General features: G+C 57.7%; 22 protein-coding genes. 8 read left to right on the top strand and 14 right to left on the bottom strand.

Annotated elements, in window-relative coordinates; all coding sequences use genetic code 11:
* Nucleotides 1-2 precede the first annotated feature (2 nt).
* The 4 genes from EGY08_RS27195 to nasR form a co-directional block, all read right to left on the bottom strand.
* A complete protein-coding gene (locus tag EGY08_RS27195; protein ID WP_004121766.1) occupies nt 3-791 on the bottom strand; it encodes an ABC transporter ATP-binding protein in 789 nt (262 codons plus the stop codon).
* A gap of 10 nt (nt 792-801) precedes the next feature.
* Nucleotides 802-1,686 (bottom strand): nitrate ABC transporter permease, encoded by an 885-nt coding sequence (ntrB, locus tag EGY08_RS27190; RefSeq protein WP_049111984.1) that lies wholly within the window; start codon nt 1,684-1,686, stop codon nt 802-804.
* 1 nt (nt 1,687) lies between these two features.
* Complete coding sequence (locus EGY08_RS27185) at nt 1,688-2,944, bottom strand: CmpA/NrtA family ABC transporter substrate-binding protein (protein ID WP_049122879.1); 1,257 nt, start codon at nt 2,942-2,944, stop codon at nt 1,688-1,690.
* 248 nt (nt 2,945-3,192) lie between these two features.
* Nucleotides 3,193-4,383, bottom strand: coding sequence for a nitrate regulatory protein NasR (gene nasR / locus EGY08_RS27180; protein ID WP_123829203.1), 1,191 nt, complete (start codon nt 4,381-4,383; stop codon nt 3,193-3,195).
* A gap of 68 nt (nt 4,384-4,451) precedes the next feature.
* Between nasR and EGY08_RS27175 the strand changes: the two genes are divergently transcribed.
* Nucleotides 4,452-4,805, top strand: a complete 354-nt coding sequence (locus EGY08_RS27175; RefSeq protein ID WP_123829202.1) for a DsrE/DsrF/TusD sulfur relay family protein — start codon at nt 4,452-4,454, stop codon at nt 4,803-4,805.
* A 238-nt stretch (nt 4,806-5,043) separates the two neighbouring features.
* Nucleotides 5,044-5,286 carry a DUF1883 domain-containing protein gene (locus EGY08_RS27170; protein ID WP_002910387.1) on the top strand — a complete coding sequence of 81 codons (243 nt, stop codon included), beginning with the start codon at nt 5,044-5,046 and terminating at the stop codon, nt 5,284-5,286.
* A 35-nt stretch (nt 5,287-5,321) separates the two neighbouring features.
* On the opposite strand, the gene EGY08_RS27165 is transcribed toward EGY08_RS27170, so the two are convergent.
* On the bottom strand, nt 5,322-6,002 hold the full coding sequence (locus tag EGY08_RS27165; RefSeq protein WP_004121796.1) for a gamma-glutamylcyclotransferase: 681 nt from the start codon (nt 6,000-6,002) through the stop codon (nt 5,322-5,324).
* Between the two features lie 150 nt (nt 6,003-6,152).
* Nucleotides 6,153-6,383: a putative cation transport regulator ChaB gene (chaB, locus tag EGY08_RS27160; RefSeq protein ID WP_123829201.1), complete on the bottom strand. Its 231-nt coding sequence runs from the start codon at nt 6,381-6,383 to the stop codon at nt 6,153-6,155.
* A 265-nt stretch (nt 6,384-6,648) separates the two neighbouring features.
* Here chaB and chaA point away from each other — a divergent pair, with 265 nt between their 5' ends.
* Nucleotides 6,649-7,749 carry a sodium-potassium/proton antiporter ChaA gene (gene chaA / locus EGY08_RS27155; protein ID WP_004121802.1) on the top strand — a complete coding sequence of 367 codons (1,101 nt, stop codon included), beginning with the start codon at nt 6,649-6,651 and terminating at the stop codon, nt 7,747-7,749.
* A gap of 90 nt (nt 7,750-7,839) precedes the next feature.
* Here chaA and kdsA read toward each other — a convergent pair whose 3' ends face one another.
* From kdsA to hemA, 6 genes are all read right to left on the bottom strand, one after another.
* Complete coding sequence (gene kdsA, locus EGY08_RS27150; RefSeq protein ID WP_004851877.1) at nt 7,840-8,694, bottom strand: 3-deoxy-8-phosphooctulonate synthase; 855 nt, start codon at nt 8,692-8,694, stop codon at nt 7,840-7,842.
* Between the two features lie 247 nt (nt 8,695-8,941).
* The gene (gene sirB1, locus EGY08_RS27145) at nt 8,942-9,754 is read right to left on the bottom strand and encodes an invasion regulator SirB1 (RefSeq protein ID WP_004121806.1); all 813 of its coding nucleotides are present in this window, start codon (nt 9,752-9,754) and stop codon (nt 8,942-8,944) included.
* Between the two features lie 3 nt (nt 9,755-9,757).
* Nucleotides 9,758-10,150: an invasion regulator SirB2 gene (gene sirB2 / locus EGY08_RS27140; protein WP_004121807.1), complete on the bottom strand. Its 393-nt coding sequence runs from the start codon at nt 10,148-10,150 to the stop codon at nt 9,758-9,760.
* A complete protein-coding gene (gene prmC, locus EGY08_RS27135; protein ID WP_087828966.1) occupies nt 10,147-10,986 on the bottom strand; it encodes a peptide chain release factor N(5)-glutamine methyltransferase in 840 nt (279 codons plus the stop codon). The genes sirB2 and prmC overlap by 4 nt, the downstream gene beginning before the upstream one ends.
* Nucleotides 10,986-12,068, bottom strand: coding sequence for a peptide chain release factor 1 (gene prfA, locus EGY08_RS27130; RefSeq protein WP_123829200.1), 1,083 nt, complete (start codon nt 12,066-12,068; stop codon nt 10,986-10,988). The genes prmC and prfA overlap by 1 nt, the downstream gene beginning before the upstream one ends.
* A 43-nt stretch (nt 12,069-12,111) precedes the next feature.
* The gene (gene hemA, locus EGY08_RS27125; RefSeq protein ID WP_004121817.1) at nt 12,112-13,368 is read right to left on the bottom strand and encodes a glutamyl-tRNA reductase; all 1,257 of its coding nucleotides are present in this window, start codon (nt 13,366-13,368) and stop codon (nt 12,112-12,114) included.
* A 273-nt stretch (nt 13,369-13,641) separates the two neighbouring features.
* Between hemA and lolB the strand changes: the two genes are divergently transcribed.
* The 4 genes from lolB (at nt 13,642) to dauA (ending at nt 18,160) form a co-directional block, all read left to right on the top strand.
* Complete coding sequence (gene lolB, locus EGY08_RS27120) at nt 13,642-14,253, top strand: lipoprotein insertase outer membrane protein LolB (RefSeq protein WP_004103154.1); 612 nt, start codon at nt 13,642-13,644, stop codon at nt 14,251-14,253.
* Nucleotides 14,253-15,101: a 4-(cytidine 5'-diphospho)-2-C-methyl-D-erythritol kinase gene (gene ispE, locus EGY08_RS27115; protein WP_162626066.1), complete on the top strand. Its 849-nt coding sequence runs from the start codon at nt 14,253-14,255 to the stop codon at nt 15,099-15,101. The genes lolB and ispE overlap by 1 nt, the downstream gene beginning before the upstream one ends.
* Nucleotides 15,102-15,283: 182 nt before the next feature.
* Entirely contained in the window at nt 15,284-16,231 is a 948-nt protein-coding gene (gene prs / locus EGY08_RS27110) for a ribose-phosphate diphosphokinase (RefSeq protein ID WP_004103157.1), read from the top strand.
* A 249-nt stretch (nt 16,232-16,480) separates the two neighbouring features.
* Nucleotides 16,481-18,160 carry a C4-dicarboxylic acid transporter DauA gene (dauA, locus tag EGY08_RS27105; protein WP_029669642.1) on the top strand — a complete coding sequence of 560 codons (1,680 nt, stop codon included), beginning with the start codon at nt 16,481-16,483 and terminating at the stop codon, nt 18,158-18,160.
* On the opposite strand, the gene EGY08_RS27100 is transcribed toward dauA, so the two are convergent.
* Both EGY08_RS27100 and ychH read right to left on the bottom strand, forming a co-directional pair.
* Nucleotides 18,161-19,207 carry a MerR family transcriptional regulator gene (locus EGY08_RS27100; protein ID WP_123829199.1) on the bottom strand — a complete coding sequence of 349 codons (1,047 nt, stop codon included), beginning with the start codon at nt 19,205-19,207 and terminating at the stop codon, nt 18,161-18,163.
* Nucleotides 19,208-19,417: 210 nt separating this feature from the next.
* Entirely contained in the window at nt 19,418-19,693 is a 276-nt protein-coding gene (gene ychH / locus EGY08_RS27095; RefSeq protein WP_004121828.1) for a stress-induced protein YchH, read from the bottom strand.
* 271 nt (nt 19,694-19,964) lie between these two features.
* On the opposite strand from ychH, the gene pth reads away from it, so the two are divergent.
* Entirely contained in the window at nt 19,965-20,549 is a 585-nt protein-coding gene (gene pth / locus EGY08_RS27090; protein WP_004121831.1) for an aminoacyl-tRNA hydrolase, read from the top strand.
* Nucleotides 20,550-20,586 lie beyond the last annotated feature (37 nt).

Here is a 20,586-nt window from a genome sequence, read left to right as displayed (position 1 = left end):
CCCTATGCCGCTTTCGGCTGTTTTTCATAGAGGAAGTGCAGGATCTGCTGGCGCAGATGGTGATAGCGGCTGTCGTCCGCCAGCTGCACGCGATTGCGCGGTCGCGGCAGATTGACGTCGAGGATCTCCCCGACCGTCGCCGCCGGTCCGTTGGTCATCATCAGCACCCGGTCGGAAAGCAGCACCGCCTCATCCACATCATGGGTAATCATGACGATGGTGGTATTCAATGATTGCTGGATCTGCATCACCGCGTCCTGTAAATGCGCCCGCGTCAGGGCATCAAGGGCGCCAAAGGGTTCATCCAGCAGCAACACTTTCGGTTTCATCGCCAGCGCCCTGGCAATGCCAACGCGCTGCTTCATCCCACCGGAGATCTCCCCCGGACGCTTGTGCAGGGCGTGGCCCATCTGTACCCGCTCGAGGTTGTGTTCAATCCACTCCTGGCGCTCGCCTTTGCTCATGCTGCGGCGAAAGACCTGGTCCACCGCCAGCGCCACGTTGTCAAAGCAGGTCAGCCACGGCAGCAGGGAGTGGTTCTGAAACACCACCGCGCGTTCCGGCCCCGGCCCGGCGATTTCGCGGTTGTCGCACAGCAGGCCGCCTTCCGTCGGCAGGGCTATCCCGGCTATCAGATTCAGCAAGGTTGATTTACCGCAGCCGGAGTGGCCGATCAGGCTGATGGTTTCCCCTTCGTAGATGTCGAAGGAGACGTTCTGCAATGCCAGGAATTCGCCGCTGGCGGTGTTAAAACGCTGGCTGACGCCCTGGACCTGAATTAATGGTTTCATCTGCGACTCCTTATTTTTCCTGCCAGCTAAAACGACGGGCGAGCAGCATTAGCCCCTGTTCCAGCAGCAGCCCGACCACGCCGATAATGACGATGGCGATGATGATGTTTTCGACGTTGAGGTTGTTCCACTCGTTCCAGATCCAGAAGCCGATCCCTAAGCCGCCGGTGAGCATTTCGGCGGCGACAATCACCAGCCAGGCGATACCGATGGAGAGACGAACCCCGGTCAGCACCGCCGGCAATACCGCCGGAAAGAGGATCTTGCGCATCACCGTCCATTCGGAAAGCTGCAGCACCCGGGCGACGTTGAGGTAATCCTCAGGAATACGCCGCACGCCCTCGGCGGTGTTAATCACCATCGGCCAGATCGAGCAGATAAAAATGGTCCAGCTGGAGGCCGGTTCCGCTTTCTGGAACAGCAGCAGACCAATGGGCAGCCAGGCCAGCGGGCTCACCGGGCGCAGCAGTGCGATAAGCGGGTTAAACATCCGGGCGAAAAACAGTGAGCGGCCAATCAGGAAGCCGAGCGGAATTCCCGCCAGCGCGGCAAGTCCAAATCCCACCGCCACCCGCTGCAACGACGCCAGCACGTTCCAGCCGATGCCCATATCGTTGGGCCCGTCCTGATAAAACGGATCGGCAAAAATGGTCAACGCCGAATCCAGGGTGCTAAGCGGGGTCGGGAAACCTTTGCTGTTCATCGCCGCCAGCTGCCAGCCCAGCAGCAGTAATCCCAGCCCGAGCAGCGGCGGCAGAAGACGCTGGATAACATCGCGCAGCCAGCGGCTGAGCGGAGGCGTGGTTTTGCGCACCTGCAGCGGCGGCAGGGTAATGATTTCGCCGGGCGCTTTATCGGCACTGGCCGGCGGTTGCGGTTTATATGCGTGTTTCATCTCATGCCCCCTTACGTTGAATCGCGAAACTGCGGGCGTAACCTTCCGGATCGACCCCATTCCAGACCTTGCCATCGATCAGCGTACTGCTGCGCATCGCCTGCGTCGGCGCGCTGATGCCGCCGACCGCCTGGGCGGCCTCTTTCCAGACGTCAATCCGGTTAATGCGCTGGGCCACCGCCAGATAATCCGGCGCCGACTTCAGCAATCCCCAACGGCGGAACTGGGTCAAAAACCACATGCCGTCCGAGAGCCACGGAAAACTCACTTCCCCCTGTTCATAGAAGCGCATCGGGTGCGCGTCCTGCCAGCGGCGGCCGATACCGTTGTCGTATTCGCCGAGCATGCGTCCGGTGAGGTACTGCTCTTTGGTGTTCAGCCATGCGCGTCTGGCAAGGAGACGCGCCGTTTCGCGGGTGTTGTCGGCGGAGGCTTCAATCCAGCGCTGGGCCTCCATCAGCGCCGCCACCAGCGCGCGCGCGGTGTTTGGATGACGCGTAACCCATTCGCTGCGGGTGCCGAGAATTTTTTCCGGGTGCTCCGGCCAGATATCCTGAGAAGTGGCGGCGGTGAAGCCGATACGATCGTTAATGGCGCGCGCGTTCCACGGCTCGCCGACGCAAAAGCCGCTCATATTGCCGATACGCATGTTCATCACCATTTGCGGCGGCGGCACTACCACGGTGCGCACATCCTCAAAGGGATTAATTCCGCCGCTCGCCAGCCAGTAGTAAAGCCACATCGCGTGGGTACCAGTGGGAAAGGTGTGGGCGAAGGTGTAGCTGCCCGGCGCTTGCTGGCCGATCCGTTTTTTTAGTCCGCTCAGGTCGGTGACACCCTGTTCCTGCAGCTCGCTGGAGAGCGTAATCGCCTGGCCGTTGCGGTTAAGGGTCATCAGGTTGGCCATCGCCTGCGGTTTACTGGCGATACCCAGCTCGAGGCCGTAGAGCATGCCGTACAAAATGTGCGCCGCATCGAGCTCTCCGGCGACCAGCTTGTCGCGCACCGCCGCCCAGCTGGCCTCTTTGCTCGGCACGAGGGTAATACCGTGCTTTTTATCAAACCCCTTCAGGGAGGCAATGGCTAAGGGAGCGCAGTCGGTTAGCGGAATAAACCCCACCCGCACGGTGGTCTGTTCTGGTTTATCCGACCCTGCCGCCCACGCCGCCTGCATTAGGCCGGGGAGCAGCATCGCGCCGCCCAGCGCCGCCCCCGCCTGTAATAAACGCCGCCGTGAAATCGAAAACTTATCGCCCATAACCACTCCAGAAACGCGCAAAAAAAAAGCGCCCGGCGGTGCTTACGCACCGCTGGACGCCTTTATCCCTGGACATACGCGCCGCCATTGGCGCGCTGCCCAAAACCTTTTATTCACTCATTTTATCTAATGCAAAGCTAATGCCAGTTTTGCAGAAGTCCATTTCACGCGCCCTGGCTCACTACCCGGGCGCGTTTAAAGCGAAAAATGCACCGTCGGCTGGCAATAAATGCCCGCTGATTGTGCATCTACTCCTTTGGGGTTACGCGCCATAGCGACTTCACCGTCAGCAGCGCGCGGGCTATCTCAACCATGCGCTGATTCTTGTCCATCGCCATTTTACGCAGCGCCTGCCAGGCCTGCTCCTCCTGCATTCCCTGGTGGGTCATCAGCACGCTTTTGGCCTTTTCAATGAGCTTGCGCTCTTCAAGCGCATCTTTTAATGATGCAAGCTGGCCGGAGAGCTGCTGCAGCTCATGGGCCTGCTGGCGCACCAGCGGCAACAGCTGCTTATCCAGCCGCAGGGCAATACTCTCCTCCTGCCAGTCAGCGGGCGGCAGCTGAGCCTCCGGCGCTTCGCCCTCGAGCAGCGCGTCCGCCGCATTAAGCAAATCAGCGATCAGCAGCTCTTCCACGCCGCGCAGCTGTTCGAGGCGCTGAGTCTGAGCGCAAAACCAGCGCAGCGCCGTTTCTCCCTCGTCCGCCGGCGGCTGACGGGTGCAGGCAATCCGCCGTAGCTGTTCAATCTCCAGGCTGGCCTGGCACTGTTCAGCGAACAGGGCGGTTTGCGGCGGTTGGGCCAGGGCCTGAAAACTGTCGAAACAGGGCTGCTGGCCGTCGATGCGGTCCACCAGCTGCTGACGCAGATCGTCGCTGAACTGCCCGCGGGCAAAGCCCAGCGCGCCCAGCGCGCGCTCCTGACCGGCCAGCTCTTTTCCCTGCATAAAGCTATAAAGCGCAACCATGCGTCCGGCGATTTGCGGATCGTCGATGCTGTCGTTGAGCTGCGGAATGATATTCAACAGGTGGCGGATAATGCGGCTAAACTGCCCGGTGGCCTCTTCGGCGGCAATCTCCCGGTCACGCACGCGTTTACGCAGCGCCGCAAGCTGGGGCAGATACCACACCGCGCAGGCAATGCGCCAACATAGCGCGCTGCTGGCGGCATCGCGTGCAGGCTCCAGTGCCGCATAAAACCGCGTGAGCTGCTCATCGACCAGCGCCGCGCCCGCCCGGCACTCCGCCGCATACAGTCTACCGCCCGAGCACAGCCAGATATTTGACGCGCCGCGCTCGCACTGCAGCATATGCGCCAGCGCGCTTATCTGTCCTGCCAGCGCCCCCTGCTGCGCCAGCTGGTGCAGCTGCTGCTTCTGTAAGCGACGCGCGCGCGCAAACCAGTCGACCACCTCAGGCGGATTGCTCGCCATATTATTCATACCCCTCTCCCGGCTTAACGCTTTATACTTCAGCCAAGCAATAACCGTGCCTTATAGAAGGAGTCCTTATGCAACGTATTGTGATTATCGCGAACGGTGCCGCCTACGGCAGTGAATCCCTGTTTAATAGCCTGCGCCTGGCTATCGCCCTGCGCGAGCAGCAGGCAGACCTCGAACTGAAGCTGTTTTTAATGTCCGATGCGGTGACCGCCGGCCTGCGCGGCCAGAAGCCTGCGGAAGGCTACAACATTCAGCAGATGCTGGAGATCCTCACCGCGCAAAACGTGCCGGTGAAGCTGTGTAAAACCTGCGCCGATGGCCGGGGAGTCGGCGCGCTGCCGCTGATTGACGGCGTGGAGATTAGTACCCTCGTCGAGCTGGCGCAGTGGACGCTGGCGGCAGATAAAGTCCTGACCTTCTAAATATGTCCCGTTCAACGGGATTAAATATCAAACTGGCGGCGTTTAGCGACCGAAAACAATGCCAGCTGAAAGCTTTCAGGAACAACGTCATTTTTGTTTAATCTTTATTCTTTTTTTTGATCAAAATCAGCATCCGCCTCCCTCCCCTTTGGTGTTATGCACAGAGCAAAGTGTGAACAATATCACGCGGATTAATGGGCTGGCAGGATGCTGTAGACAGAAACGGGGTTAAGATTAAATGGCAATGGTAAAAGCAAGTTTAACGTTGTTTGGCGGTGATACGTTGGTGGTACGTTGTTCCGAACGCTGCCACATTCACCTGATGAGCGCCAAAGTGCCTGGCGATAGTCATGCGGATATTCTGAGCGTACAGGACAGAGATAGCGCGTATCTGACCGTGCCTTACAGCGGCACCTGGAACGTTCTTATCGACAGCCACAGCCAGTCGCTGGAGCACTCGATAAGCTACGTTCCCGCCTGATAGCAAACGCCCGGGGAAACCCGGGCGATCTACTCTTAAGCCAGCCCGGGCTGGCTGCTTTCCCCTAGCAGATGACGCACCTTGCCGACTAAATCGTCGAGGCAGGCATCATGCATACCGAGCTTCCGCAGCTCTTGATCGAGCGAGAACAGATACTGAGCGTTGGTGCCAAGCGGCCCGCTGGCGCGTGCAATTAGCGGCGCAATGACCTGCGCGCTGGTATCGGCTTCAAACAGCGGATGGCGCGGGTCCATAATAAAAACTAATGCGTTGACGGTGCGGCCATCGTCCAGATCCAGCTTGCACCAGGTCGGCAGGTAGCAGCCGGTGATCATCTCCCGCTTCCACAACAGGGTCAGCTCTTCTTCCAGGGTTTCATCAGGCAAGCGATAGGCGACGCCGGTGGTACGCCCGCCCTCTTTTAACGCCAGCATACGGCCAGGCTGAGTTGCGCTACCGCGCCCGGCGGTGAGCCTCAGGCAAAACGCGCGGTGCCAGCCCGGTAGGGTACCGGTACAGGATTCACGATACTCCAGCGCCGGGTTCCACATCAGCGAACCGTAGCCAAAGATCCACACCGAGCCATCGTCCGGACGACAGGCCAGGGTCGCCGCTAAAGAGGCTGCCCGCTGCTCTGCCGACCAAAGAAGCGATTCCTCAATAGCGCCAAACGCTGTTTTACAATCCGCATTCAGTAAGAAATCACGAGTTAACACTTTCTACTACCTCCGCCACTGCCCGCTTCCCGGCGATGATCTGGTGCCATCCGTGAAGTATTGCCGAATTATTATCCAGCTTTATTCGACAATAAGCAATGAACGAGCCGCGGGCAAGGGTTCAGGCAGCAGAGAGCGTATCATGAGCGATTACTTCTTCTTATGCCACTTATCATCATCGCCTTTTTGGTACTCATTTTTCACCGCCGCCCAGGCGACTTTGTGCGCCGTCTCTTCACGGGTGGCGTCATCGCGTCGGTCTTCTTTATGCTTATACTGTTCCCAGGCGCTGTTAAAGGCTTCCTTGTAAATCTCCTGGGCATGCGCGGGGAGAACGTGCTGAACGCTGTCGGGCAATTCACTTTTGTTTCTATAGGGCATGGCAACCTCCGGTTTAAGGGTGAATAGTGAGTCTGGTAGAGGTTCAATCGGCTGGCAAGGCGACAGATAAATGAGAAAGATGTTTTAGTAATTATCTGAATAATAAATACAAAAAAATAGTAACCGCATTTTATGGCAATCTACCACTTTTATAGAGCCAGAGTAGTAAATTTAAGTAAAAAAACAAAATAGTCCCCGCAATGTCTGTTATTTTATTAACTTACAGTATCTATAATTATAACACCTGCATACCTGGAGATAATTCATGACCGATGCACATGAGGCGGTGAAAACCCGCCACAAGGAGACCACCCTCGCCTTTCCGGTTCTGGCGCTGGCGGTGCTGTTTTTCTGGGGAAGCAGCCAGTCACTGCCAGTGGTCGTTGCCATTAATATCCTGGCGCTGGTCGGGATTCTGAGCAGCGCGTTCAGCGTTGTTCGCCACGCCGACGTTCTGGCGCACCGCCTTGGCGAACCCTACGGCTCATTAATTTTAAGCCTTTCAGTGGTTATACTCGAAGTCAGCCTGATTTCCGCATTAATGGCCACCGGCGACGCCGCGCCGACCCTGATGCGAGATACGCTTTATTCAATCATCATGATTGTCACCGGCGGGTTGGTAGGTTTTTCTTTATTGTTGGGCGGGCGCAAATTCGCCACCCAGTATATGAATCTGTTCGGCCTTAAACAGTACCTGATCGCCCTTTTTCCACTGGCGATTATCGTGCTGGTCTTCCCGATGGCGCTGCCCGGGGCTAACTTCACCACCGGCCAGGCGCTGCTGGTTGCGCTGATTTCCGCCGCCATGTACGGCGTGTTCCTGCTAATTCAAACTAAAACACACCAGAGCCTGTTTGTTTACGAGCATGAAGATGACGGCGACGACGATGACCCGCACCACGGAAAACCGTCGGCGCATAGCAGCAAGTGGCATACCGCCTGGCTGCTGGTACACCTGGTTGCGGTAATCGCCGTAACCAAAATGAACGCTAATCCGCTTGAGACGTTGCTGACCAGCATGAACGCCCCCGTGGCCTTTACCGGTTTCCTGGTCGCGCTGCTGATCCTCTCTCCGGAAGGCCTTGGCGCGCTGAAAGCGGTATTGAACAATCAGGTCCAGCGGGCGATGAACCTGTTCTTCGGCTCCGTGCTGGCCACCATTTCTCTGACGGTGCCGGTGGTAACGCTTATCGCCTTCCTCACCGGCAATGAACTGCGCTTTGGCCTTGGCGCGCCGGAAATGGTGGTGATGGTTGCCTCCCTGCTGCTGTGCCAGATTTCGTTCTCTACCGGGCGCACCAACGTGCTGAACGGCGCGGCGCACCTGGCGCTGTTCGCCGCCTACCTGATGACCATTTTTGCCTGAGCCTCCCCCCGGCGGCGTATACCTCTGCCGGGGAGATAAAAAAAGCCTGCCGGTTTTGCAACGGGCAGGCTTTTGTCATTTCAGGCGCGGTTACTTGCTGGTATCCAGCTCATCAAAACCTTTGACCAGATCGTCGATGGCTTTCATCTGCTTGAGGAACGGCTCCAGTTTATCCAGCGGCAGCGCGGACGGACCGTCGCATTTCGCGTGTTCCGGATCCGGGTGCGCTTCAATAAACAGGCCAGCGATACCCACCGCCATCCCGGCGCGCGCCAGCTCGGCAACCTGCGCGCGGCGTCCGCCGGACGCGGCGCCAAACGGGTCGCGGCACTGCAGAGCGTGGGTAACGTCGAAGATAACCGGTGAGTTATTGGAGGCTTTTTTCATCACCCCGAAGCCCAGCATGTCGACCACCAGGTTATCGTAGCCGAAGTTCGCGCCGCGATCGCAAAGAATGACTTTGTCATTGCCGCCTTCGATGAACTTATCGACGATATTGCCCATCTGGCCCGGGCTCACGAACTGCGGTTTTTTCACGTTGATCACCGCGCCAGTTTTCGCCATCGCTTCAACCAGGTCGGTCTGGCGGGCGAGGAACGCTGGCAGCTGAATAACGTCAACCACGTCAGCCACCGGCTGAGCCTGGCTGGCTTCGTGAACGTCGGTGATGATTTTCACGCCGAAAGTCTGCTTCAGCTCCTGAAAAATCTTCATCCCTTCTTCCAGCCCCGGCCCGCGATAGGAGTGGATGGAAGAACGGTTAGCTTTATCAAAAGAGGCTTTAAACACGTAAGGAATACCCAGCTTCTGCGTGACAGTCACGTAGTGTTCGCAGATACGCATCGCAAGGTCGCGGGATTCGAGCACGTTCATGCCACCAAACAGCACGAATGGCAGGTCGTTTGCTACGTTGATATCGCCAATGCTAACCACTTTTTGTTTCATAAGTTCGCCTTATCAGGGTGTAACCGGAATGGTTTCAGACTAAAGCCTATCCAATCAGGACTATTTTGCTTGCCATTTTGGACCTGGGCAGTGCTCGACAAAATACGAAAGTATTTTGAACGCCCTTCAGGGCGGCCCGGAGGGCGAGCGTCGCGAGTCAATCCTCACGTACTACGTGTACGCTCCGGGATCGAAGCGCTGTCCGTGTCCAAACTGGCTGCGCCAGGAGCGCCTGCTGGGATTGGCTTTAATGCAAAGTAATTTGTTTGTGCGAAATGGTGTTGATCTGCGCGCGGATCATCTCGCTAATGGGATCCTCCGGGCACTGTTCAACGAAGTAACTGAGGTCCTGCAACGCCACGTGATCGCAATCGAGCTGGGCGTATATCAGCCCGCGATCGCGAATTTCGTACGGATCTTCCGGGTTGAACTGCAGCAGCGCTTCGCTGGTGCGTAACGCCAGCTCCATCTGCCGCTCTTCCATCAGCGCCGATTTCAGGGTGTCGAGCAGCTTACGGATCACTTCCGCGTTATCGGCTTCGTCGAGATCTTCGTTAAACAGCTCGGCGACCGGGCTAATATTACCCTTCAGCCACACTTCCAGCATATGCTCGTTCAGCGTTTCGCCGTTAAACGGATTAATGAGCCACATCTCTTCGCTCTCTTGCGGATCGGCGCGCAGCAGCATCTGGGTCGGGAAAATAACCGGAACCACCGGCAGCGCCAGACGCTGAGCGATCCACAGCAGGATTGCGCCTAACGACACCGCGCTACCCTGACGGTTGTTGAGGACCTTATCAAGCCAGAGCACATCGGACAGACGGTAAACGCCGCGTGAATCGCTGAAGCCCCAGTCGTGATAGAACAGCTCCAGCAGACGCTCTATCTGACGTTCCTGGTCCCAGGAAGAGGCAATCTCCTCCTGCGCCAGGGCCAGCAGCCGCTCCAGCTCATCCTGCACATAGTGCGTCGGAAAATCGTCGCGGATTAATTCAGAAATGAGGACCATGCCGTCACATAACGGCGCTTTATTAAATTCGAAATCAGCTAACGACCTCATGCCTTACCCCAATAACGGTATTCTTGTGATGGCGAGTTGAATAATGATAAACAACACCACCAGGGCCAGCAGAAAGGCGACAAACCGGCTCTGCTGACTGCGCGAGCGACGACGGCCCAGCGCGATAAATCCCAATGCGATATAAATGATAACGCCAAACAGCTTCTCAGTCAGCCATGTACCCTCTTCGGTAAACGGCAGATAGTGCGTTATTGCCATTAATCCCGCGCCGCTGAGAAACAGCAGCGTATCGCTACAGTGCGGCGCAATGCGGACCCAGCGCTGGTCGAGCAGGCGGTTCCCGCTCCAGCTCCACCAGTAGCGCAGCACGAACAGGCTGACCGAGACCACTACGCAGGCGATATGCAAATACAGTACCGCGTTAAACAGATTCATACCTCTCCCTGATAATGCCCGAGCGTCAGGCGCTCGTTGTCTCCATAATCGCGGCAGGTGGCAATATTACCATAACCCGCCTCGCGAAAGAGCTCCCGCACCGCCAGGCCCTGCGTCCAGCCATGTTCCAGCAGCATCACGCCGCCGGCAGCAAGATAGCGGCGGCCTTCGCGGATGATATGCGCCAGATCGGCCAGACCACCATCGGCGGCGACCAGCGCCGTTTTCGGCTCAAAGCGGACATCGCCCTGCGCCAGATGCGGGTCAGTTTCGTCGATATAGGGCGGATTGCTGACGATGATGTCGAACTGCTGCCCGGCGAGCGCGCTAAACCAGTCGCTTTGCAGCACGCTAACGTTAGGCATAGCGAGATGTTCAACGTTGCGCGCGGCCAGCGCGACCGCATCGGGCATCACGTCGACGGCGGTGACGCGGCAGTCCGGGCGTTCGCTGGCCAGCGCCAGAGCGATCGCGCCGGTGCCGGTGCCGAGATCGAGAATGCGGCACGGCTCACCGGGTAAGCGCGCCAGCGCCTGTTCAACCAGGCACTCGGTATCCGGACGCGGAATCAGCGTCGCGGGAGAGACGAACAGCGGCAGCGACCAGAATTCGCGCTGGCCCACCAGGTGAGCTACCGGTTCGCCCCTGGCGCGACGGCTGAGTAGCGTTTCCAGCTCTGCGGCCTGCGCCGCGGTCAGCGCCGTTTCGCCAAAGGCGAGAATATAGGTTCGCGCTCTGCCGGTCACGTGACCCAGCAGGATTTCGGCATCCCGGCGCGGGCTTTCACTTTGGCTCAGGCGGGCGATAGCCTGGATCAGCCACTGCTGAAAAGTCATCATTCCTGCTCGGAAAGGGCGGCCAGCTGATCGGCCTGATATTCCTGAACGATCGGCTCAATCAGCATATCCAGTTTGCCTTCCATCGCTTCGTCCAGACGGTAGAGCGTCAGGTTGATGCGGTGATCGGTCACGCGGCCCTGCGGAAAGTTATAGGTGCGGTTACGATCGCTGCGATCGCCGCTGCCCAGCAGGTTACGACGCTCGGAAGCTTCCGCCTGCTGGCGCCTGGAGACTTCGGCGGCGCGGATGCGCGCGCCAAGCACCGACAGCGCTTTCGCTTTGTTTTTGTGCTGAGAACGTTCGTCCTGACACTCGACGACAATGCCGGTCGGCAGGTGAGTAATACGGATCGCCGAGTCGGTGGTGTTAACGTGCTGACCGCCCGCGCCGGAGGAACGGAAGGTATCGATGCGCAGATCGCTCGGGTTGATGTCCGGCATTTCGGCTTCCGGCAACTCTGGCATCACCGCCACGGTGCAGGCGGAGGTATGAATACGTCCCTGGGATTCGGTGGCCGGTACGCGCTGTACGCGATGGCCGCCGGATTCGAACTTCAGCCGACCATAAACGCCGTCGCCGCTGATTTTGGCGATCACTTCTTTAAAGCCGCCGTGCTCGCCTTCGTTGGCGCTCATGATTTCCACGCGCCAACGGCGCGATTCCGCGTAACGGCTGTACATACGGAACAGATCGCCCGCGAACAGCGCCGCTTCATCGCCGCCGGTACCGGCGCGAACTTCAACAAACGCGTTACGCTCGTCGTCCGGGTCTTTAGGCAGCAGCAGAACCTGCAGCTGCTGCTCCATCTGTTCACCCTTCTCTTTCGCTTCGCGCAGCTCTTCCTGCGCCATTTCGCACATTTCCGGGTCATCGAGCATCATCTGCGCGGCTTCGATATCATCCTGCAGCTGGCGCCAGTCGGTATAGCAGCGGGCGACGTCGCTCAGCTGCGCGTATTCGCGGGATAACGCGCGAAACTTATCCTGATCGGCGATAGTCGCGGCATCGCCGAGTAGCGCCTGAACTTCCTCATGGCGTTCGTAAAGGGCTTCCAGTTTGGCAACAATAGAAGGCTTCATAGGCGTGAATTCACCCTGTCCTAAAAAAAGAGAGAAAGGTGCGCTATTCCAGCCCGAGGCTGTTGCGCAGAATATGCAGGCGTTCATCATCCCCGTCACGGGCGGCCTGCTGAAGAGATTTGGTTGGCGAGTGGATCAGGCGGTTAGTCAGCTTGCGCGCCAGATCCTGCATAATTTCCTGCGCATCGCCGCCCTGATTGAGCGCCGCCAGCGCTTTAGCCGTCAGCTCCTCGCGGACCTGATCGGCCTGGGAGCGATATTCGCGGATAGTCTCGCTGGCGCTCTGGGCGCGCAGCCAGGCCATAAATTCGCTGGCTTCCTGCTCAACAATGGTTTCTGCCTGCACCGCCGCGGCTTTACGCTGCGCCAGGTTGTGCTGAATGATGTTTTGCAGATCGTCAACGCTGTAGAGATAGGCGTTCGCCAGTTTGCCAACCTCCGGTTCGACATCGCGCGGAACGGCAATATCGACCAGCAGCATCGGCTGGTTGCGGCGCGCCTTCAGCGCACGCTCCACCATCCCTTTACCGATAATCGGCAGCGGGCTGGCGGTAGAACTAATAATGATATCCGCTTCTTTAAGCCGCTCGTCGATGTCGCTCAGGGCGATCACCTCCGCGCCAACCTCATCGGCCAGCGCCTGAGCGCGCTCGCGGGTGCGGTTGGCAATCACCATTTTGCGCACCTTATGCTCGCGCAGATGGCGGGCCACCAGCTCAATGGTTTCACCGGCGCCAACCAGCAGCACGGTAACGCTGGAGAGGGATTCAAAGATTTGCCGCGCCAGAGTACAGGCGGCAAAGGCCACGGAGACCGCGCTGGCGCCGATATCGGTTTCGGTACGCACGCGTTTGGCCACTGAGAACGACTTCTGGAACATGCGCTCCAGCTCGCTGACGTTAAGATGCCCGCGGCTGGAATCAGCAAAGGCTTTTTTTACCTGCCCGAGGATCTGCGGCTCGCCCAGCACCAGCGAATCAAGACCGCTGGCGACGCGCATCAGATGGCTGACCGCATCGTTGTCCTGATGCCAGTAGAGGCTTTTGCGCAGGTCGTCTTCATTTAAGCCGTGGTAATCGCACAGCCAGCGGATAAGAACTTCCTGAAGGTTATCCTGCTCTTCGACGCTGAGGTAGAGTTCCGTGCGGTTACAGGTCGACAGCACCACCCCGCCCTGCACCATTGGCTGAGCCAGCAAGCTCTCCAGCGCCTGGTCGAGCGTGTCCGGCGAAAACGTTACGCGTTCTCGCAGCGCTACAGGAGCTGTTTTGTGGTTAATGCCAAGAGCTAAAAGCGTCATTGTGAGGGAGTAGTACCAGCGTTGCTAAGGTTAGTCTGCAGGCATCATACAGGATGCGCGTAATCAATAAAAGAGAGGCTCCCCTTTTGGAGTAATAGCTAATCTGTAATAGCCATTAACGGTAATTTTTTGATTTCAGACAACTTGAACGTAGACGCTACCGCCCGGCAACGCTAGCATTAATGGTTATTATTGTAACCCGCTACACAAATCGGCCAGCTGTTACTCTCATTTGCCGCATTTCACTGTAGACATCAAGGATTTGTCATCATTATGAATCGACTGTTCCGCCTGTTGCCGCTGGCAAGCCTCGTCCTGACCGCCTGTGCGATTAATGCTCCGAAAGGGCCGGGTAAAAGCCCGGATTCTCCACAGTGGCGTCAGCACCAGCAAGATGTCCGCAATCTCAATCAGTTTCAGACGCGCGGCGCTTTCGCTTATCTTTCGGATGAGCAAAAGGTGTATGCCCGCTTCTTCTGGCAGCAAACCGGCCAGGACCGCTATCGCCTGCTGCTGACTAACCCGCTCGGTAGCACCGAGCTGTCGTTAACCGCCCAGCCGGGCAACGTGCAGCTGATTGATAATAAAGGACAGACCTACACGGCGACCGATGCCGAAGAGATGATTGGCCGGCTGACCGGCATGCCGATTCCGCTCAATAGCCTGCGCCAGTGGATTATTGGCCTGCCTGGCGAAGCCACCGACTACTCGCTTGATGACCAGTACCGCCTGCGCGAACTGAATTACACGCAAAACGGCAAGACCTGGCACGTCACCTGGGGCGGTTACACCTCCGACACAAAACCGTCGCTGCCGGCCAATATGGAGCTTAACGACGGCAGCCAGCGCATCAAGCTGAAAATGGATAACTGGATTGTGAAATGATGACCCGCTGGCCCTCTCCCGCAAAGCTGAACCTGTTTTTGTACATTACCGGGCGGCGCGTCGACGGTTACCACACGCTGCAGACGCTGTTTCAATTTCTGGATTATGGCGACACGCTGACGATTGAACCGCGCGATGACGGTCAACTGCGTCTGCTGACGCCGGTTGAAGGCGTGCCGGATGAAGAGAACCTGATCATCCGCGCGGCCAGGCTATTAATGCAGGCCGCAGCGCAGGCCGGGACGCTTCCCCCGGGCAGCGGCGCCGATATCAGCATCGACAAGGTGCTGCCGATGGGCGGCGGCCTCGGCGGCGGCTCGTCCAACGCCGCAACCGTTCTGGTGGCGCTGAATCACTTATGGGGCTGCCATCTCTCGGAAGATCAGCTGGCGGCTTTGGGTCTGCAGCTGGGCGCCGACGTGCCGGTGTTCGTTCGCGGGCACGCGGCCTTTGCCGAAGGTATTGGGGAAATTCTGACCCCGGCCGAACCGGAGGAAAAATGGTATCTGGTGGCGCATCCGGGAGTCAGCATTCCAACGCCGATCATTTTTCGCGATCCGCAACTGCCGCGCGATACCCCGGTCAGGTCAATTAATACGTTATTAAAATGTAAATTCGGCAATGATTGCGAGGTTATCGCAAGAAAACGTTTTCGTGAGGTTGATGCGGCGCTTTCCTGGCTGTTAGAATATGCGCCGTCGCGCCTGACTGGCACCGGTGCATGTGTATTTGCTGAATTTGACACTGAATCCGCCGCTCGTCAGGTGCTTGAAAAAGCCCCGGCATGGCTGCATGGCTTCGTGGCGCGAGGTGTTAACATCTCTCCGCTCAAGCAGGCGCTGCGCTAAGTTCTGCTAAACTATAGCAAATTTGGCGAAAACGCCGGGGAAACTGAGTTACGGTGACAACGTCACCCTGTTCCAGACGTTGCATCGGGCTCTTTAATACACCGCCTGGATGAAATCGTGCCCACCCGCACAGTTTTTGGCCCATTTCATCCACCACTGGACGCATGCCTGAGGTTCTTCTCGTGCCTGATATGAAGCTTTTTGCTGGTAACGCCACCCCGGAACTAGCACAACGTATTGCCAACCGCCTGTACACTTCTCTTGGCGACGCCGCCGTAGGTCGTTTTAGCGACGGTGAAGTCAGCGTACAAATCAATGAAAACGTACGCGGTGGTGATATTTTCATCATCCAGTCCACTTGTGCTCCCACCAACGACAACCTGATGGAACTGGTTGTTATGGTTGATGCTCTGCGTCGTGCTTCGGCAGGTCGTATCACCGCTGTTATCCCTTACTTCGGTTATGCTCGCCAGGACCGTCGTGTTCGTTCTGCTCGTGTGCCTATCACCGCGAAAGTGGTTGCTGACTTCCTGTCCAGCGTCGGCGTCGACCGCGTTCTGACCGTTGACCTGCACGCAGAACAAATTCAGGGCTTCTTTGACGTTCCGGTTGATAACGTATTCGGCAGCCCGATCCTGCTGGAAGACATGCTGCAGCTGAACCTGGACAACCCTATCGTGGTTTCTCCGGACATCGGCGGCGTAGTTCGCGCTCGCGCTATCGCCAAGCTGCTGAACGATACCGATATGGCTATCATCGACAAACGCCGTCCGCGCGCTAACGTTTCTCAGGTGATGCACATCATCGGTGACGTCGCCGGTCGCGACTGCGTAATGGTTGACGATATGATCGATACCGGCGGCACCCTGTGTAAAGCGGCTGAAGCGCTGAAAGAGCGCGGCGCTAAACGCGTATTCGCCTACGCGACGCACCCGATCTTCTCCGGCAATGCTATCCAGAACATCAAGAACTCAGTGATTGACGAATTCGTCGTCTGCGATACTATTCCGCTGACGCCGGAAATCAAAGCGCTGGAAAAAGTCCGTACCCTGACGCTGTCTGGTATGCTGGCCGAAGCGATTCGTCGTATCAGCAACGAAGAATCTATCTCTGCTATGTTCGAACATTAATCGAGCCCGGCACAAAAACCCGCTGCGGCGGGTTTTTTTGTCTCTAAACCTTTTATTCTCCACAAAATCATTCGGCATGCGTCATGGCGGCAAGTGAATGAATCTCCGGCAACGTACAGGCAGTACAGGATCGGGGTCAATGAACGCAGCCAACGCAGAGGCATCCCGAAGGATGACGTGGAAATGACCGATGCCTCCTTCACCTGCCATTTAGTTGACAGATGATGCGCTCATGGATGAAACATTATTGTGAACAGATTATTTTCCTCACATGTGATGCCTTTCCGCGCCCTCATCGACGCTTGTTGGAAAGAAAAATATACCGCTTCGCGGTTTACTCGTGATGTGATTGCCGGGATTACCGTCGGAATTATCGCTATCCCACTGGCGATGGCGCTGGCAATTGGCAGCGGGGTGGCGCCGCAGTACGGTCTCTATACCTCAGCGGTGGCGGGGATCGTCATTGCGTTAACCGGCGGGTCACGCTTCAGCGTATCCGGGCCTACCGCCGCTTTCGTGGTGATCCTCTACCCAGTCTCGCAGCAGTTCGGACTTGCCGGGCTGCTGGTCGCCACCTTGATGTCGGGGATCTTCCTGATTCTTTTCGGCCTGGCGCGCTTTGGCCGCTTGATTGAGTATATTCCGCTATCGGTCACTCTCGGCTTCACCTCCGGGATCGGTATCACCATCGGTACCATGCAAATTAAAGATTTTCTCGGCCTGCAGATGGCGCACGTGCCTGAACATTATCTGCAAAAAGTCGGCGCGCTGGCGATGGCGCTGCCGACCATTAATCCCGGCGATGCCGCCATCGGCGTGGTCACGCTGGGCACGCTGATTATCTGGCCGCGTCTGGGGATTCGTCTGCCGGGCCACCTCCCGGCCCTGCTGGCGGGCTGCGCGGTGATGGGCGTGGTCAACCTGCTTGGCGGGCACGTCGCTACTATTGGCTCTCAGTTCCACTATATTCTCGCCGACGGCAGCCAGGGCAACGGTATTCCGCAGCTGCTGCCGCAGCTGGTGCTGCCGTGGGATATGCCGGGTTCAGACTTCACCCTCAGCTGGTCTTCGCTGCAGGCGCTGCTGCCGGCGGCGTTTTCCATGGCCATGCTCGGGGCGATTGAGTCCCTGCTGTGCGCTGTGGTGCTGGACGGCATGACCGGCACCAAACACAAGGCCAATAGCGAGTTGATTGGCCAGGGGCTCGGCAATATCGTGGCGCCGTTCTTCGGCGGCATTACTGCCACCGCCGCCATCGCCCGCTCGGCGGCCAACGTCCGCGCTGGCGCGACCTCGCCGGTTTCCGCCGTGATCCATGCGCTACTGGTGATTATGGCGCTGCTGGTGCTTGCCCCTCTGCTCTCCTGGCTGCCGCTTTCCGCGATGGCGGCGCTGCTGCTGATGGTGGCATGGAATATGAGCGAAGCGCACAAGGTCGTTAACCTGCTGCGCTATGCGCCGAAAGACGACATTATCGTCATGCTGATGTGCATGTCGCTGACCGTACTGTTTGATATGGTCATCGCGATTAGTGTCGGCATCGTGCTGGCTTCCCTGCTGTTTATGCGCCGGATCGCGCGGATGACCCGTCTGGCGCCGGTCAACGTTGAGGTTCCGGATGATGTGCTGGTGCTGCGCGTCATTGGTCCGCTGTTTTTCGCCGCCGCGGAAGGGTTGTTTACCGATCTGGAAACGCGGGTCGCAGGCAAGCGTATTGTGGTGCTGAAATGGGATGCGGTGCCGGTGCTGGACGCCGGCGGACTGGATGCCTTCCAGCGTTTCGTGAAGAAGCTGCCGGAAGGCTGTGAGCTGCGCGTGTCGAACTTGGAATTTCAGCCGCTGCGCACCCTGGCGCGGGCAGGCGTTAAACCGATTCCGGGCCGTCTGAGCTTCTACCCGGACCGCAACGCCGCGCTGGCGGATATTTAATTACCCGGCGGCAGGCCCTGATGCCTGCCGCATCATCACGCCAATCGCCTGCTGAAGCCAGCCAAGCACCTCCGCCGTCATCCAGGTTCCCTTCATCAAATGCGGCTCCCGCTCCATGGCATAACGAAACTTCTGCTGCGTATGAGGATCCGTTCCCGCATATGACTGGAATAGCCCCAGCCAGCGCTGCGCCAGCTGCTGACCTTCCACGGATGCCGGGTCCTGCTTTTCACGACAGGCCCGATGCAGGTCGGCCACCAGCGCAGGCCATTCCATCAGGCGATCGAAATAGTGCTGCCGCGTAAACGCCAGCTCTTCTGCATTCAGATAGCGCGCCCAGATGGCCAGCTTGCTTTCCGCAAAGGCATGGGTAATAAAATCAATCGTTTCCGCAGTCACTCCGGTTTGCTCGCGCATCTGCGGCTCAGCGGCGTGCATTTCATTCAGCCGGGTCAGAAACTCAGGCCTTCCGGCGGTATCCTGCTCCAGTTGTTCCATCCAGCGGGTTGCCAGCGCCATTGCCTGCGGCGCGTCTGCCGGGCAGCGTTGGCGCATGAGCTGCTGCGCTTCGCTAACCAGCTCCAGCCAGGTCTGATTGCGCTGCTCATCCTGCTCCGCGAACGGCAGCACCTGTAACTCCTGTTGACTAAACCAGCGATCGTACATTTTCATTAACTCCAGCGTTTGTAGCCAGGACTCCAGGTCGGGTTCGCCTCCGCTGTCCAGCTCTTCACGCAGCAGCGCCAGGCGCTGGCGCAACGTTGAGAGAGTTTGTAGCTGCCGGTCGAGGGTGGTTATCTGCTTAACCAGCAGGTCGGACAGCGAGAAAGCGTCCCGGTCGAGATAGTCCTTGATAGTGGCGAGTTCCAGCCCGGCCTGTGCCAGCGCTTTGATCATATGCAGCCGCTTTACGGCCGCCAGATTATATAACCGGTAACCCGCCGCGCTTCTGGCCGAAGGCGTCAGCAATCCCGTTTGTTCATAATGATGTAGCGTACGGACGGTCATTCCGGCGCGCTTCGCCAGTTCTCCCACCTGAATTAACATGATTGCTCCTTTCATCGACCAGTGGCGCCACTCTGCAGCCTGACGTTACGTCAGGGTCAAGCGCTCAGTACGCGAATTGTATTAGGCAGACTGTGCCGATGAAAGATGAAGAGAGATAAGGAGGATTTGAGACAACAACATGCGGGCGGCCTGAACGGACGGCATTAAAACGCACCAGCCGTTCACAACGGCTGGTGGTATGGAATTCACTCAGCTGTGGCGATGCTGATCGCGGCGGCAGCGTTTGTCGTAGTGACGAACCCACCAGTATCTGTCGCTAACCTGTTCATGACCGCCGACGCGAGCGCCTGCCAGCCACAGCACAGCGCCGACAAAGATACTCAGGATCGCGCCGTGCGCGAAAAACTGCGGCAGGTCAAGCTGCGGAAGCTGGTTTAAAATAGAATAACCAACGCCGACAACCATGACGACCAACCCCAACCCCATCAGCACATTACCGAGTAACGAAGCGTTTCTGCGTTTCATATGTCACCTCCGGAACCTTGGGTTGCATGGGAATATCCCCAAATCTTATAGGTGTAGTATAGACAATGAGCAATATACCGATTGCGTGAAGGATCACAGAAGCGAACATCTTGCCAACAAAAGTTTACAAATAACCCTCTGAACAACATCAAATTCTAATTATTCAAACCTGTTATTATCTCTGTCAGCCGCGCTTCGCTGGCAGAACTTTGTCAACCGCGCGCTCAGACAGTACACTACGCGCCAGAGAACGACCAAGCAGGATAAAAAAGTGAGCATAAAATTAATTGTCGGCCTGGCGAACCCCGGCGCTGAATACGCAGCGACCCGACATAACGCTGGCGCCTGGTACGTGGATTTACTGGCGGAACGCCACCGTGCGCCGCTGCGCGAAGAGAGCAAATTCTTCGGCTACACCTCGCGGATAAACCTTGCCGGCGAAGATGTCCGCCTGCTGGTGCCGACCACCTTTATGAACCTGAGCGGCAAAGCCGTCGGCGCGATGGCGACCTTCTTTCGTATTAACCCGGACGAAATCCTCGTCGCCCACGATGAGCTCGACTTACCGCCAGGCGTGGCGAAGTTCAAGCTGGGCGGCGGACACGGCGGCCATAATGGCCTGAAAGATATCATTAGTAAGCTGGGCAATAACCCGAACTTTCACCGCTTACGCGTGGGAATCGGCCATCCGGGCGATAAAAATAAAGTTGTCGGTTTTGTTTTGGGTAAACCGCCCGCCAGCGAACAGAAGCTGATTGATGAGGCCGTTGACGAAGCGGCACGCTGCACTGAGGTGTGGCTGAAAGATGGCCTGACGAAAGCGACCAACCGTTTACACGCTTTTAAAGCGCAATAACCGGTTGGCGTGCGGAATTTTTGTCACGCACCGTGTA

The organism is Klebsiella sp. FDAARGOS_511 (genome assembly GCF_003812845.1).
Lineage (GTDB): Bacteria > Pseudomonadota > Gammaproteobacteria > Enterobacterales > Enterobacteriaceae > Klebsiella > Klebsiella grimontii.
The sequence above is the reverse complement of the archived record's forward strand: the minus strand, read 5'-3'. Positions and strand labels throughout refer to the sequence as shown.